Source organism: Rhizobium sp. GW821-FHT14E12 (genome assembly GCF_058803745.1).
Genome location: NZ_JBXAPH010000004.1, coordinates 211,496 through 224,949 on the forward strand (window position 1 = coordinate 211,496; position 13,454 = coordinate 224,949).

Below are 13,454 nucleotides of genomic sequence, written 5' to 3' on the forward strand. Positions count from 1 at the left end.
CCGCAGCTCGTCGCGATACGACTCACCATATTTCAACGGTTTGCCGGGAGAAATTCAAGTCATCTCTTCGGTTGTTTCACAAGCAAGTCGAAAAACAACGCAGAAAGGCCGGGAAAACGGCGCGACCGCACCGGTGCCAGGTCACGCCGGCAGCAGTTTTCAATGGATCAGGAAGCGGGATTTGCCGGCCGTGCCTTCGCCTTGCGGCTGGCATGGGCCTTCAGGATACGCGTCTTCAGGACGTTCGACGCCTTGAAGGTCATGACGCGACGCGGAGAGATGGGCACCTCTTCGCCGGTCTTCGGATTTCGACCGATGCGCTCATTCTTGTCGCGCACCTGAAATGTCGCGAAAGAAGAGAGTTTCACAGTTTCGCCACGCACGATGGCGTTGCAAATCTCATCGATCACCGTCTCGACGAGTTCCGCAGATTCGGTCCGTGAGAGGCCAACTTTCCGGAATACCGACTCCGCCAGGTCTGCGCGCGTCACTGTCTTGCCCGTCATGGTTCCCCGCCCAAATTGCTGCGTATTATTATCCAAGTCGCGAGAGTATTGCCCTTGCGCCAAACGGTCAAGCTCTTGTTCGGAATCGGATTTTAGAGACTTGGCCTACCAGCGCAGCAGAACCGCGCCCCAGGTGAAACCGCCGCCCATGGCCTCCAGCATCACCAGATCGCCCCGCTTGATTCGGCCGTCGCCGGCAGCAACAGCCAGCGCCAACGGGATCGACGCGGCAGACGTATTGCCGTGAAGATCCACCGTCACCACAACTTTTTCGGGAGCAATTCCGAGCTTCTTGGCCGAGCCGTCGATGATGCGGCGATTGGCCTGGTGCGGCACCAGCCAATCGAGATCATCGGCCGTCACCTCGGCTGCCTTGAACGTCGCTTCGATGACATCGGTGATCATGCCGACCGCATGCTTGAACACCTCGCGGCCAGCCATGTGCAGCACGCCGACCGTCCCCGTCGAGGACGGTCCGCCATCGACATAGAGCTTGTCCTTGTGCGCGCCGTCCGAGCGCAGGCTTGCCGTCAGCACGCCGCGATCTGTATTGGCGCCCGTCCCCTCGCCCGCTTCGAGAATCAACGCGCCGGCGCCGTCGCCGAAGAGAACGCAAGTGGTACGGTCGGTCCAATCGAGAATGCGAGAGAATGTTTCGGCGCCGATGACCAGCACTCGCTTGGCAACGCCGCCGCGAATATAGGCATCGGCGGTGGTCACGGCATAGACGAAGCCCGAGCAGACAGCCTGAACATCGAAGGCGAAGCCATGATGCATGCCGAGCCGGTTCTGGATGTTCACCGCCGTGGCGGGAAAGGTGTTATCCGGCGTCGAAGTGGCGACGATGATCATGTCGAGATCGTCGGCCGTCAATCCGGCATTGGCAAGGGCTGCCCGTGCCGCCTGCTCGCCGAGCGAGGCCGTGGTTTCGCCTTCGCCGGCGATATAGCGCTGGCGAATACCGGTGCGTTGGACGATCCAGTCATCACTGGTGTCTACGACTTGCTCCATATCACGGTTCGTCATGACGCGCTTAGGCAGCGCCGACCCGAATCCGCGAACAACTGAACGAATCATTCCTGTTATACCCCGTCACTCATGCCGCTTCAGGTCCGATCGGCGGCTGCCGCCTGGCATGGTATCTTTTCAGATCATTTTCGATTTTTTGTGTCAGGCCATTCTTGGCCATATCGTAACCGACATCGATGGCCGCCGCGAAAGCCTCGGCGTTGGCGCTGCCATGGCTCTTGATGACGATGCCATTGAGGCCGAGGAAGACGCCACCATTGACCTTGCTGGGATCGAGCTTCTCGCGCAGCAGGTCGAAGGCACCTTTCGCGAAGAGATAGCCGATACGGGCAAGCAGGGTGCGCGTCATCGCCGCGCGCAGGTAAGCGCCGATCTGCTTTGCCGTGCCCTCGGCGGCCTTCAGCGCGATATTGCCGGAAAAGCCTTCCGTCACCACCACGTCGACCGTGCCCTTGCCGATATCGTCGCCTTCGACGAAGCCGGAATATTCGAGCGATTCAAGATTGGCTTCGCGGATCAGACGGCCGGCTTCCTTGACGTCTTCCTGGCCCTTGATTTCCTCGACACCGACATTCAGGAGGCCGATGGTCGGGCGTTCGATCTCGAAGAGGGCGCGGGCCATCGCCCCGCCCATCAATGCGAAATCGAGCAATTGCTGCGAATCGGCGCCGATCGTTGCGCCGACATCGAGCACGATGCTTTCGCCTCGAAGCGTCGGCCAGATCGCGGCAATCGCCGGGCGTTCGATGTTGGCCATGGTGCGCAGGCAGAACTTAGCCATCGCCATCAGCGCGCCGGTATTCCCCGCGGAAACGACGACATCAGCCTCGCCGACTTTCACCGCCTCAATCGAGCGCCACATGCTGGAGACGTAGCGGCCACGACGCAGCGCCTGGCTCGGCTTTTCGTCCATGCTGATGGCGACATCGCATTCGTGGAAGACGGATTTGTCGCGGAGCTTTGGATATTTGCCCAAGATCGCTTCGCAACGATCCTTCATGCCGTACATGATGAAGGTAATATCGGGATGCCTCTCCAGCGCCTTGGCCGCGCCAGGAATAACAACCTCAGGGCCGAAATCGCCACCCATTAGGTCAAGAGAAATTCTGATCACGCGTCCCTAGTCCTTCTTGTCCGCCGGGCCTGGCGAAATTGGCGTCAAAATACCGGTTTCTCCCCGCGTTACAACTGAATTGTGTTCAATTGCCAGGGGTGTCTATTCCTTTTTCCAGTCTTTCAGGACAGCGAATGGCGACGGTTTCTTGTCATTTTCGCCTGTGTCTTCGATGTGGTCTTCAAACTCGATACCGGGCTTGCGCGGGTAAGGATCGATGGCAAGCGCGGCGAATTCCGCGACGGCCGCACCGGCGTCGATCGTATCGCCGGTGAAGGTTTCCGGAAGATCCGCACCATCCGGGTCAAGCACCATTTCCCCGGCATCCACGGACGGCACCCGCGCCAGCTTCGACCCCTCGGGGACGAAGATCTGCTCGAATTCCTCGTCGATATCCGATTCGACCGGCTCGAGCGTCACGACGCAGGCCTGGACGATCTTTGCGCGCACATTGCCCTTGAGGCGAACGCCGTCACGCTTCCATCGCGCTATCTTCAGGTCCGCCTCAAGTTTCGGCACGGAGAGCACATTCCAAAGCTTGGCGAGACCCTCAAGCTCCCGGTTGTCGGCTGCAAGACGCACCTCCACCGGATTGGCGGAGATGTGGCCGACTTTTACCGGATAGGAAAAGGGCGTTTCATCGGAGTTCGGTTTCTTCATTTTCTTGTCTCCTAGGCTACGTCTTTGTCGATCCCGCCGGGCTGCGGGAGGATTGCCGAACCGGTGGCGATCTCGGCTTCCGGCACGCGCGCCAGATGCGCCTCTGCCATCATCATCCAGTCCGCCAGGCCATGCATCGAGGGAGCATCCTTTCCCGGCTTGGGGTAGATATTGCGCTGAAGTGCCGCGGCCAGTGCATCGCGATCATTACCATCCATAGCGGCCGCATAGCTTTCGAGCCGCCCGTAGAACATGCCGGCCAGCTTCTTCATCCGCTTCGGCACGCTGTTGTCACCGATTCCAAGTTCGCGGATGGAATAATCGATATCCTCGAAAAAGGCATCGATAATTTCCTGCGCAAGTTCCTGGCCGCTGGTCGCGGAAGAACGCGTTCGGCGAAAAAACAGGATCATCACCGCCGACAACAGTTCGAAACGCCCCATGACCGTGTCCGGCACGTCATAGTCGGTATAGAAAACCGGTTGGCGCGCCATTGCGGTCAGAACATCATATTGTCTGACGACGATGATCTGATTGTGATTTCTTTTGCGGAACAGCCCAAAAATCATGAAAATTCCCGGAATTGGCCATTCAGAGCGCCGTGTCGCGCTTGGCCTTGTTGCATCCACTTAAAAGCTGGTTTACCGAAGCAGGCGCGAATTGCAATGCCGTTTGTGCCCGCTTCAAGGCCCCGCCCCGACCCGTCGTCACGCTGTGCACGATTGGTGATGAAGAGTGCCGAACAACATCGCTAATGCCTTACCCAATCGCGGAAAGGCCACAATGATGTGCACAGCAAGATCTTATTGGCCGCTCGGCCATCGGTTTGATTCATTAGGGGAGATGGGATGTCGTTGACGAAACGGTATTTCAAGTCTGACAGAACTTTCATCAGCAGTGCCGCCATCGCCCTGGTGATCGGGACCGCGGGGCTTACGAGTTGCAAGACCACAGAGGTCATGAACAACGGCTACATCTTCGATCAGCAATCGCTCAATCTCGTGCCCGTCGGCTCGAGCCGCGAGCAAGTGCTGCTTTCGCTCGGTACGCCATCGACGACGGCGACCTTCGACGGCGAAGTCTTCTATTACATATCCCAGAAGCGCACCCGCGCCGCGGCCTTCATGAAGCCGAAGCTGGTCGACCAGAACATTCTGGCGATCTACTTCGACAAGGATGGTATCGTGAAGCAGGAAGCCAACTATACGCTGAAGGACGGCAGGGTCTTCGACATGATCAGCCGTACGACGCCGACCGGCGGCCGCGACATCACCTTCCTGCAACAGATCCTGCAGGGCGGCGGCAACGGCGTCAACGGTGCGAGGAACTTCCTCAACAACCTCAATCCGGGTCAATAAACCGGATAGACCGCATCAAAAAACCCGCGAGGCGCGAGCCCCGCGGGTTTTTCATTGGTTACGCTTTCGCCCTTAACCGGCGAGAACGGCAAGCAGCAGCAGCGCGACGATATTGGTGATCTTGATCGCCGGATTGACCGCGGGGCCAGCCGTATCCTTATAGGGATCGCCGACGGTATCGCCGGTCACGGACGCCTTGTGTGCCTCCGAGCCCTTCATGTGGCGCGTGCCGTCCTTGTCGACAAAGCCGTCTTCGAAGCTCTTCTTGGCATTGTCCCAGGCACCGCCGCCCGACGTCATGGAAATGGCGACGAACAGGCCGTTGATGATGACCCCCAGCAACGAAGCCCCGAGTGCCGCGAAGGCCGAAGCCTTGGAGCCGGAGATCAGCAGCACGCCGAAATAAACGACGATCGGCGCCAGCACCGGCAACAACGACGGGATGATCATCTCGCGGATGGCGGCCTTGGTCAAAAGGTCGACGGCGCGGCCGTAGTCAGGACGCTCCGTGCCCAGCATGATGCCCGGCTTTTCGCGAAACTGCCTGCGCACCTCCTCGACGATCGCGCCCGCCGCACGGCCGACGGCCGTCATGGCAATGCCGCCGAAGAGATAGGGAATGAGCCCTCCGAACAGCAGGCCGGCGACGACGTAGGGATTGGAGAGATCAAAGGAGATAGGCCCCACATCGGCGAAATAGGGGAACTGATCCCCGTGGAACGCGAAATACTTCAAGTCGTTCGAATAGGCGGCAAACAGCACCAGCGCGCCGAGACCGGCCGAACCGATGGCGTAGCCTTTCGTCACCGCCTTGGTGGTGTTGCCGACGGCGTCCAGCGCATCGGTCGATTTGCGCACTTCCGGCGGCAGGTGCGACATCTCAGCGATGCCGCCGGCATTGTCGGTGACCGGGCCGAAGGCATCGAGCGCGACGATCATACCGGCAAGGCCGAGCATGGCGGTGACCGCAATGCCGGTGCCGAACAGGCCGCCGAGCTGGTAGGTGGCGAGAATACCGCCAACGATGACGATCGCCGGCAGGGCCGTCGATTCGAGCGAGACGGCCAGCCCCTGGATGACGTTGGTTCCGTGACCGGTGACAGACGCCTGGGCGATCGAGTTGACCGGCCGCTTGTTGGTGCCGGTGTAGTATTCGGTGATCACGACGATCAGCGCCGTGACGATCAGCCCGACAATGCCGCAAAGGAAGAGGTTCGTTCCGGTAATATCGAAACCTGCGACGGCACCGATCGAACCCCAGCCGATGGTCAGCTGCGTGGCCACGCCGAGACCGATGATCGACAGGAGGCCGGTGGCAATCAGACCCTTGTAGAGCGCACCCATGATCGAACCATTGGCGCCGAGCTTGACGAAGAAGGTGCCGATGATCGAGGTGATGATGCAGGTGCCGCAGATCGCCAGGGGATAGACCATGGCGGAGGCCAGCACCGGCGTGCCGGCGAAGAAGATCGCGGCGAGAACCATGGTGGCGACGACCGAGACCGCATAGGTTTCGAAGAGGTCGGCGGCCATGCCGGCGCAATCGCCGACGTTATCGCCGACATTATCGGCAATGGTCGCGGGATTGCGCGGATCGTCCTCGGGAATGCCTGCTTCCACCTTGCCGACGAGGTCGCCGCCGACGTCGGCACCCTTGGTGAAGATACCGCCGCCGAGACGGGCGAAGATCGAAATCAGCGACGCACCGAAACCGAGCGACACCAGCGCATCGACGACATCGCGCGAGCCCGGCTCATGGCCGAGAATGCCCGTCAGCACGTAAAAATAGATGGAAACGCCCAACAGCGCGAGGCCGGCGACCAGCATGCCGGTGACGGCGCCCGACTTGAAGGCGATATCGAGACCGGCCGCCAGGCTGTGCGACGAGGCCTGCGCGGTGCGGACGTTGGCGCGCACGGAGACATGCATGCCAATGAAACCGGCAGCGCCCGACAGGACCGCACCGATCAGGAAACCGAAAGCGGCTTCGGCCGAAAGCAAAAGCCAGGCCGCGATGAAGACGATGACGCCGACAACGGCGATGGTCCTATATTGACGCGCCAGATAGGCCTGCGCGCCTTCTCGAATATAACCTGCAATCTCCTGCATGCGTGCATTGCCCTGGTCGGCGGCAAGCACCGACCGGGTTGTCCAGATGGCATAGACCACCGAGAGCAATCCGCACGCGATAACACCAAAAAGAATCGACATTTCGCTTTTTCCCTCCAAAAAAGCCGGCGGTTCACTCCTCCTCCGGCCGCCTGCGACAACGGTGACCCCCCTCCTCCAAGGCGGTCGACAGATGTGCATAGCGGAGATTGCGTTTGGGAAAACGTCGCGTCAAGACCGCCCGCGGGTAAAACACCCGATGGCGGTTCAAAAGAACATTCGTAGCTGAAATCAGGCGCGAACGAAGCAAACGAAAGTAGACGGCGCCATCAACGGCGCCGGCATCGCTGCTTATTTCTTGGCTTCGCCGCGAACTTGCTTCGCGATTCGATCGAGCACGGCGTTGACGAGCTTAGGCTCATCATCATCAAAGAAGGCGTGGGCGATCTCGACATATTCGGTAACGATGACCGCGACGGGGACATCCTTGCGGTCAAGAATCTCGAATGTGCCGGCGCGCAGGATGGCGCGCACGGTGCTGTCGAGACGCGACAGCGCCCAGTCGTCCTGAAGCGCGGAACCAATCAGCGGATCGAGGCGGGTCTGCTCGCGCACGACGCCAGAGACGATGGAGCGAAACCAGGATGCGTCGGCCTTCAGATAGGTGTCGCCATCCAGCTCCTGCCCGAGACGATGCGCCTCATATTCGGCCACCACCTCCAGCACGCCGGTTCCGCCGATATCCATCTGATAGAGCGCCTGAACGGCGGCAAGGCGGGCTGCCCCGCGCTGGTTCGCGGTCTTTGCCGGTCGCTCGTTATCCTGATTGCTCATGAACTTATGCACCCAACTTTTGTTTCAGCGCGATCATCGTCAGCGCTGCGCGAGCGGCAAAGCCGCCCTTATCCTTGTCCGAACGGCGCGCGCGCGCCCAGGCCTGGTCATCGTTCTCGACGGTCAGGATCCCGTTGCCGATCGCCAGGGATTCGCAAACGGCGAGATCCATGAGCGCGCGCGAGGATTCGTTGGCGACGATATCGAAATGATAGGTCTCGCCGCGAATGACCATGCCGAGGGCGACATAGCCCTGATATTCCGTGCCGCCGTTGTCGGCGCCGTCGAGCGCCATGGCGATGGCAGCCGGAATCTCCAGCGCGCCGGGCACGGTGACGATGTCATAGGTCGCTCCGGCTTCTTCAAGCGCGGCCTTGGCGCCATCGAGAAGGGCGTCAGCCATATCATCGTAGAAGCGGGCTTCCACGATCAGGATGTGGGCATTGGTAGAGCTGGACATACGTCACCTGCGGAATGAGAGGGCGGGCAGCACCGATAACGGCGGGTCAAACCACGGCGGGCCGCGCTTGGCAAGTGTTTTTCGGCTATCCGCCCCGATTCTGATCGGGATTTGGGGAAGATCGGGCCTTGCTGGAAATTGCATCTTCCGCCGCCGCACTCGCTCCGATAATAATTCGCGACCGGCAAGGGAGGGCCTCATGACAAAGAAGACCAGACGCGCCGTCAATATTGGCGAGCTTCAGCTCGACCATTGGCAGCAGGGAGATTTTTTTGCCGGTAGTGACGCCTCTTTCGGCGCGCTGCTCGGCCTCAAGGATCTCGGCATCAGCTACAACGAAGTACCATCAGGCAAATCAGGCTGTCCGTTTCACAATCATCATGTCGAGGAAGAGCTTTTCGTCATCATCGACGGCGAAGGCGAATATCGTTTCGGCAATGAACGCTTTGCCGTTGCAAAAGGCGATGTGCTGGGGGCTCCGGCCGGCGGCCAGGAAACCGCTCACCAGCTTATCAACACCGGTCCGGGCGTGCTGATCTATCTTGCCATCTCGACCAAGGCGCAGACGGAGATCGTCGAATATCCCGATTCCGGCAAGTTCCTGGCAAAGACCAACCGGGCCGACGAGACACGGTTCCGCTTTATCGGTCGCGACGGCACGCCCGTGGACTATTGGGATGGCGAGCCGGGAGCGTGAAAAGATGAGCATGAATTCTGCAATGCCCGAAAGGAAGGAAATCGCCCCCGCCATGACCACCATTCCCACCTTGACGACAGAGCGGCTAATCCTGCGCGCCCACCGGTTGGAGGAGTTCGAGGATTATGCCGATTTCTGGAAACAGAACGACCTGATGCGCTTCGTCGGCGGTGAACCGCCATCACGCGAGCAGACATGGGCGCGTTTCCTGCGCTATACCGGCATGTGGCATCATCTGGGCTTCGGTTTCTTCGCCATCGAGGAGCGTGGCAGTGGCCGCTTCGTCGGCGAGGCCGGCTTTTTGGACTCCCATCGCGATATGAATCCGACGACGGAGGGCACCCTGGAGACAGGCTGGGCCATCTCGCCGCCGTTACAAGGCAAAGGCTACGCAACGGAAGCCATTCGGGCGGCAATCGCATGGGCCGACGGGACTTTCGCGGATCGGCGCATGACCTGCATCATCGACCCTGAAAACACGCCATCGCTGCGGGTCGCCGAAAAGATCGGTTTCCGCCGGATCGGCGAGACCGTCTACAAGGGTGGAACAAACGTCATGCTCGAGCGATGGAAATAAAGCGACCGCGACCGTCGAAGGGGTCGATGCCCATGAATTCACCAGATGACATCGGCATCAGGGAATATGACGCTACGGACGCTAGCGCGACCATCGACATTTTCCTGCGAGCAATTCGGGAGGTCGCGTCGAGGGATTACAGTCCCGCGCAGATCGATGCCTGGGCAAAGGTCGATGATCCCAAAGTCTGGGCGCAGTGGCGTGCCAGCAGGCCGACCTGGCTGGCGATCTGCGCGATGCAGCCCGTTGGATTTGCCGATCTGAAGGCGGACGGCTACCTGGACATGATGTTTGTCTACCCAGACCATCAGGGCAAGGGCGTCGCCAGCCTGCTTTTAAAAACCGTGGAAGCCGCGGCCCACCATCAGGGGCACCGGCGGATTTTCACCGAGGCCAGCCTTACCGCCAGACCCTTCTTCGAACGAAAGGGATTTATTGTCCTCGCCGCTCAAACCGTGGAAAAGCGCGGGCAGACCCTTCCAAACTTTCGCATGGAAAAGATGCTCGCCTGATTGGGTCGAAGGTCAGCCTTCCCGGACAGCCGGGAATTCCGCCAGCCGTGCAGCATAGCGGGCCATGGTGTCGACTTCGAAATTGACGAAATCGCCGGCCTTGCGCTCGCCCCAGGTGGTGACTTCCAGCGTGTGGCGGATCAGGAGCACGTCGAAATCGGTGCCGTCGACGGCATTGACCGTCAGCGACGTGCCGTCGAGGGCAATCGAACCCTTGGGCGCGACGAACTTGGCAAGATGTTCTGGCGCGCGCAGGCGATAGCGGGTGGCGTCGCCCTCCTCCGTCACCGAAAGGATTTCCGCCTTGCCGTCGACATGGCCGGAGACAATATGGCCACCGAGCTCATCGCCGATCTTCAGCGAGCGTTCGAGGTTGATGTTGCTGCCGGCCTGCCACTTGCCGATGGTGGTCAGCCGCAGGGCTTCCTCCCAGGCTTCCACCTCGAACCAGCGCCCATTGCTGCCCGCTTCCGGCAGACCGGTCACCGTCAGGCAGATGCCGGAATGGGAGATCGAGGCGCCCATGTCGATCGTCGCCGGGTCGTAACTGGTGGCAACACGCAGCTTGATGCCTTCCTTGAGAGGGGAGACGGATTCGACCGTGCCGATATCGGTGACAATTCCGGTAAACATCAAAAACCTCTTTCAAATTCGTCGCAGCGATCATCGCCAAACTGGCTCGCGCGGATATGTCTGAAACTGGGTGGGATATTGGTCTTCGTAACCGGCGATTCAATACCGCCCTCGCCGATCACATCCGGCCCCTGGAACAGAAGGATACGGTCGACCAGATCGGAATCGAGAAAACGTTGCGCTACCCTTGCGCCGCCCTCGACGAAAAGAGAGGAGATGCCACGCGTACCGAGCGCTTCCAGCAATTCACCCAGTTCGCTGGAATTGGATTGCAGCACCTCGACGCCGGCGGCGTCCAGCGCGGCGCGGCGCCCCATGAAGGCCTTGTCGGTATTTTCATCGAAGGGTGGCGGATGACCGGCAACGGCGATGACCGGATATTGCCGCGCCGTCTTGACGAGCTTGCCACCGAGCGGAAGCTGGAGTTGCTCATCGATGACAATGCGCAGCGGCGTTCGTTCTTCCAAGCCCGGCAGGCGGCAGGTCAATTCCGGATCGTCGGCGATGGCCGTGCCGATGCCGACCAGGATGGCATCGCTTTCGGCGCGCAGGACTTGCACCTGAGCGCGGGCGACATCGCCGGTGATACGTACCTGCCCTGTACCGGCCTTGCCGATCATCCCGTCTGCGGAAACGGCAAGCTTGAGAGTCACATAGGGCCGGTTTCTCGTCTGGCGCATGAGATAGCCGGCGAGCGCACGCCTGCCCTCTTCCTCGAGAATGCCGATATCGACCTCAATCCCCGCATCCCGCAGCATGGCGATGCCGCGTCCGGAAACGCGCTGATCGGGATCAGTGACGCTGATGACGACACGGGCGACGCCATAGGCGATGAGCGCCTCGGAGCATGGCGGTGTCTTGCCGTAATGGGAACAGGGTTCGAGGGTGACATAGGCCGTGGCTCCCCTCGCCGCCTCGCCGGCGTCGGCCAGCGCCTGCGTCTCGGCATGCGGCCGGCCTCCAACCGCGGTAACGCCGCGGCCGATAACGGCGCCGTCCTTGACGATCACGCAGCCGACGGAGGGATTGGTGGAGGTAAGCCCCAGATGCCAGCGCGACAGGCGGATCGCCGCGGCCATGAAACGCTCGTCGTCAGGCCGCGTCGCCATGGTCAGGGGTCCAGCGGATCGCGGGCGATCTTGGCGTTGATCTCGGTGATCACGTTCTCGAAATCCTCCGCATGCGAAAAATCGCGGTAGACGGAAGCATAGCGCACGAAGGCGACATCATCGAGGCTCTTCAGCGCTTCCAGCACCTGCAAGCCGATCTGTTCCGAGCTGATTTCCGTCTCGCCTGAGCTTTCAAGCCGGCGGACGATGCCGGAGACGGCGCGCTCGATCCGATCCCGGTCGACCGGGCGCTTGCGCAGCGCGATCTCGAAAGACCGCACCAGCTTGTCACGGTCGAAAAGCACCTTGCGGCCTGTCTTCTTGATGACCATCAGCTCGCGCAACTGCACACGCTCGAAGGTCGTGAAACGGCCGCCGCAATCCGGACAGATCCGCCGCCGGCGAATGGAGGTATTATCCTCCGCCGGCCGCGAATCCTTGACCTGGGTATCTTCCGAACCGCAATAGGGGCAGCGCATTCGCTCTCCTCAGCCCATGTAGCCGTACATCGGGAAGCGATCGGTGAGCTTGACCACCTTCTCGCGCACGGCAGCCTCGACAGCGGCATTGCCTTCATCGGAGTTGGCGACCTTCAGGCCATCCAGCACTTCGATGATGAGATTGCCGATCTCGCGGAATTCAGCTTCCTTGAAGCCGCGGGTCGTGCCGGCCGGGGTGCCGAGACGGACGCCGGAAGTGACGAAGGGCTTTTCCGGGTCGAACGGGATACCGTTCTTGTTGCAAGTGACATAGGCGCGGCCAAGAGCAGCCTCGGCGCGCTTGCCGGTGGCGTTCTTCTTGCGCAGGTCGACCAGCATCAGATGGTTGTCGGTACCGCCGGAGACGACGTCGACGCCGCCGGAGATCAGCGTTTCGGAGAGCGCCTTGGCGTTCTTGACGATCTGCGCGGCATAGTCCTGGAATTCCGGCTGCAATGCTTCGCCGAGCGCCACGGCCTTGGCGGCGATGACGTGCATCAGCGGGCCGCCCTGAAGGCCCGGGAAGACGGCCGAGTTGAACTTCTTCGCCAGATCCTCGTCATTGGTGAGGATCATGCCGCCGCGCGGGCCGCGCAGCGACTTGTGGGTCGTGGTGGTCGCGACGTGGCAATGCGGGAACGGCGACGGATGCTGGCCACCGGCGACGAGACCGGCGATGTGCGCCATGTCGACCATCAGATAGGCGCCGACGCTGTCGGCGATCTCGCGGAAGCGCTTCCAGTCCCAGATACGGGAATAGGCGGTGCCGCCGGCGATGATCAGCTTCGGCTTGGTTTCTTCGGCCTTGCGCTGAACCGCTTCCATGTCGAGCAGGTTGTCGCCTTCACGCACGCCGTAGGATACGACGTTGAACCACTTGCCGGACATGTTGACCGGCGAACCATGCGTCAGGTGGCCACCCGAATTGAGGTCAAGACCCATGAAGGTGTCGCCCGGCTGCAGCAGCGCCAGGAACACGGCCTGGTTCATCTGCGAACCGGAGTTCGGCTGGACGTTGGCGAAGTTGACACCGAACAGCTTCTTGGCGCGCTCGATGGCGAGCTCTTCGGCGATATCGACGTACTGGCAGCCGCCGTAATAGCGCTTGCCCGGATAGCCCTCGGCATATTTGTTCGTCATGATCGAGCCCTGCGCTTCCAGCACGGCGCGAGAAACGATGTTTTCCGAGGCGATCAATTCGATCTCGTGCCGCTGGCGACCCAATTCCTTGCCGATTGCGCCAAAGATTTCCGGATCGGTATCGGCGAGCGAGCGATTGAAGAAAGGTTCGGTGGAAGCGGTGGTCATGGTGGAAGCTCCTGAACAGGCCGGAACGGCAATGGAGACACGGTATTAGCGTCAGGGTTGCCCGAGGGC

At 60.8% G+C, this 13,454-nt stretch carries 16 protein-coding genes; 4 read left to right on the forward strand and 12 right to left on the reverse strand.

What is annotated here, in order from left to right:
- Positions 1-167: 167 nt before the first annotated feature.
- From AC1RO0_RS17865 to AC1RO0_RS17885, 5 genes are all read right to left on the reverse strand, one after another.
- On the reverse strand, positions 168-506 hold the full coding sequence (locus AC1RO0_RS17865; protein ID WP_007692773.1) for an integration host factor subunit alpha: 339 nt from the start codon (positions 504-506) through the stop codon (positions 168-170).
- A gap of 105 nt (positions 507-611) precedes the next feature.
- Positions 612-1,583 carry a beta-ketoacyl-ACP synthase III gene (locus AC1RO0_RS17870; protein WP_498594182.1) on the reverse strand — a complete coding sequence of 324 codons (972 nt, stop codon included), beginning with the start codon at positions 1,581-1,583 and terminating at the stop codon, positions 612-614.
- A 19-nt stretch (positions 1,584-1,602) separates the two neighbouring features.
- A complete protein-coding gene (plsX, locus tag AC1RO0_RS17875) occupies positions 1,603-2,649 on the reverse strand; it encodes a phosphate acyltransferase PlsX (protein WP_498594183.1) in 1,047 nt (348 codons plus the stop codon).
- A gap of 102 nt (positions 2,650-2,751) precedes the next feature.
- Positions 2,752-3,309: a YceD family protein gene (locus tag AC1RO0_RS17880; RefSeq protein ID WP_498594184.1), complete on the reverse strand. Its 558-nt coding sequence runs from the start codon at positions 3,307-3,309 to the stop codon at positions 2,752-2,754.
- 11 nt (positions 3,310-3,320) lie between these two features.
- Positions 3,321-3,878, reverse strand: a complete 558-nt coding sequence (locus tag AC1RO0_RS17885) for a ubiquinol-cytochrome C chaperone family protein (RefSeq protein ID WP_498594185.1) — start codon at positions 3,876-3,878, stop codon at positions 3,321-3,323.
- Between the two features lie 279 nt (positions 3,879-4,157).
- On the opposite strand from AC1RO0_RS17885, the gene AC1RO0_RS17890 reads away from it, so the two are divergent.
- The gene (locus AC1RO0_RS17890) at positions 4,158-4,667 is read left to right on the forward strand and encodes an outer membrane protein assembly factor BamE (RefSeq protein WP_371109387.1); all 510 of its coding nucleotides are present in this window, start codon (positions 4,158-4,160) and stop codon (positions 4,665-4,667) included.
- A 72-nt stretch (positions 4,668-4,739) separates the two neighbouring features.
- Here AC1RO0_RS17890 and AC1RO0_RS17895 read toward each other — a convergent pair whose 3' ends face one another.
- The 3 genes from AC1RO0_RS17895 to ribH all read right to left on the reverse strand — a co-directional run bounded on the left by AC1RO0_RS17895 (position 4,740) and on the right by ribH (position 8,070).
- On the reverse strand, positions 4,740-6,878 hold the full coding sequence (locus AC1RO0_RS17895; protein WP_498594186.1) for a sodium-translocating pyrophosphatase: 2,139 nt from the start codon (positions 6,876-6,878) through the stop codon (positions 4,740-4,742).
- Positions 6,879-7,127: 249 nt separating this feature from the next.
- Positions 7,128-7,610 (reverse strand): transcription antitermination factor NusB, encoded by a 483-nt coding sequence (gene nusB / locus AC1RO0_RS17900; RefSeq protein ID WP_007692786.1) that lies wholly within the window; start codon positions 7,608-7,610, stop codon positions 7,128-7,130.
- A 4-nt stretch (positions 7,611-7,614) separates the two neighbouring features.
- Positions 7,615-8,070 carry a 6,7-dimethyl-8-ribityllumazine synthase gene (gene ribH / locus AC1RO0_RS17905; RefSeq protein WP_498594187.1) on the reverse strand — a complete coding sequence of 152 codons (456 nt, stop codon included), beginning with the start codon at positions 8,068-8,070 and terminating at the stop codon, positions 7,615-7,617.
- A gap of 199 nt (positions 8,071-8,269) precedes the next feature.
- On the opposite strand from ribH, the gene AC1RO0_RS17910 reads away from it, so the two are divergent.
- The 3 genes from AC1RO0_RS17910 to AC1RO0_RS17920 are packed head-to-tail and all read left to right on the forward strand — an operon-like array spanning position 8,270 to position 9,856.
- Complete coding sequence (locus AC1RO0_RS17910) at positions 8,270-8,767, forward strand: cupin domain-containing protein (protein ID WP_498594188.1); 498 nt, start codon at positions 8,270-8,272, stop codon at positions 8,765-8,767.
- 4 nt (positions 8,768-8,771) lie between these two features.
- Positions 8,772-9,344: a GNAT family N-acetyltransferase gene (locus AC1RO0_RS17915; RefSeq protein WP_498594189.1), complete on the forward strand. Its 573-nt coding sequence runs from the start codon at positions 8,772-8,774 to the stop codon at positions 9,342-9,344.
- Positions 9,345-9,376: 32 nt separating this feature from the next.
- A complete protein-coding gene (locus AC1RO0_RS17920) occupies positions 9,377-9,856 on the forward strand; it encodes a GNAT family N-acetyltransferase (protein ID WP_498594190.1) in 480 nt (159 codons plus the stop codon).
- Positions 9,857-9,868: 12 nt separating this feature from the next.
- Here the strand turns inward: AC1RO0_RS17920 and AC1RO0_RS17925 are convergent, their stop codons facing one another.
- From AC1RO0_RS17925 to glyA, 4 genes are read right to left on the reverse strand one after another with little or no spacing between them, the layout of a single operon-like run.
- Positions 9,869-10,489 (reverse strand): riboflavin synthase, encoded by a 621-nt coding sequence (locus AC1RO0_RS17925; RefSeq protein WP_498594191.1) that lies wholly within the window; start codon positions 10,487-10,489, stop codon positions 9,869-9,871.
- Entirely contained in the window at positions 10,489-11,598 is a 1,110-nt protein-coding gene (gene ribD, locus AC1RO0_RS17930; RefSeq protein ID WP_498594192.1) for a bifunctional diaminohydroxyphosphoribosylaminopyrimidine deaminase/5-amino-6-(5-phosphoribosylamino)uracil reductase RibD, read from the reverse strand. Before ribD ends, AC1RO0_RS17925 begins: the two co-directional genes overlap by 1 nt.
- Before the next feature lie 2 nt (positions 11,599-11,600).
- Positions 11,601-12,077: a transcriptional regulator NrdR gene (nrdR, locus tag AC1RO0_RS17935; RefSeq protein ID WP_007692797.1), complete on the reverse strand. Its 477-nt coding sequence runs from the start codon at positions 12,075-12,077 to the stop codon at positions 11,601-11,603.
- A gap of 9 nt (positions 12,078-12,086) precedes the next feature.
- Entirely contained in the window at positions 12,087-13,385 is a 1,299-nt protein-coding gene (gene glyA, locus AC1RO0_RS17940) for a serine hydroxymethyltransferase (protein ID WP_498594193.1), read from the reverse strand.
- Positions 13,386-13,454: the final 69 nt, after the last annotated feature.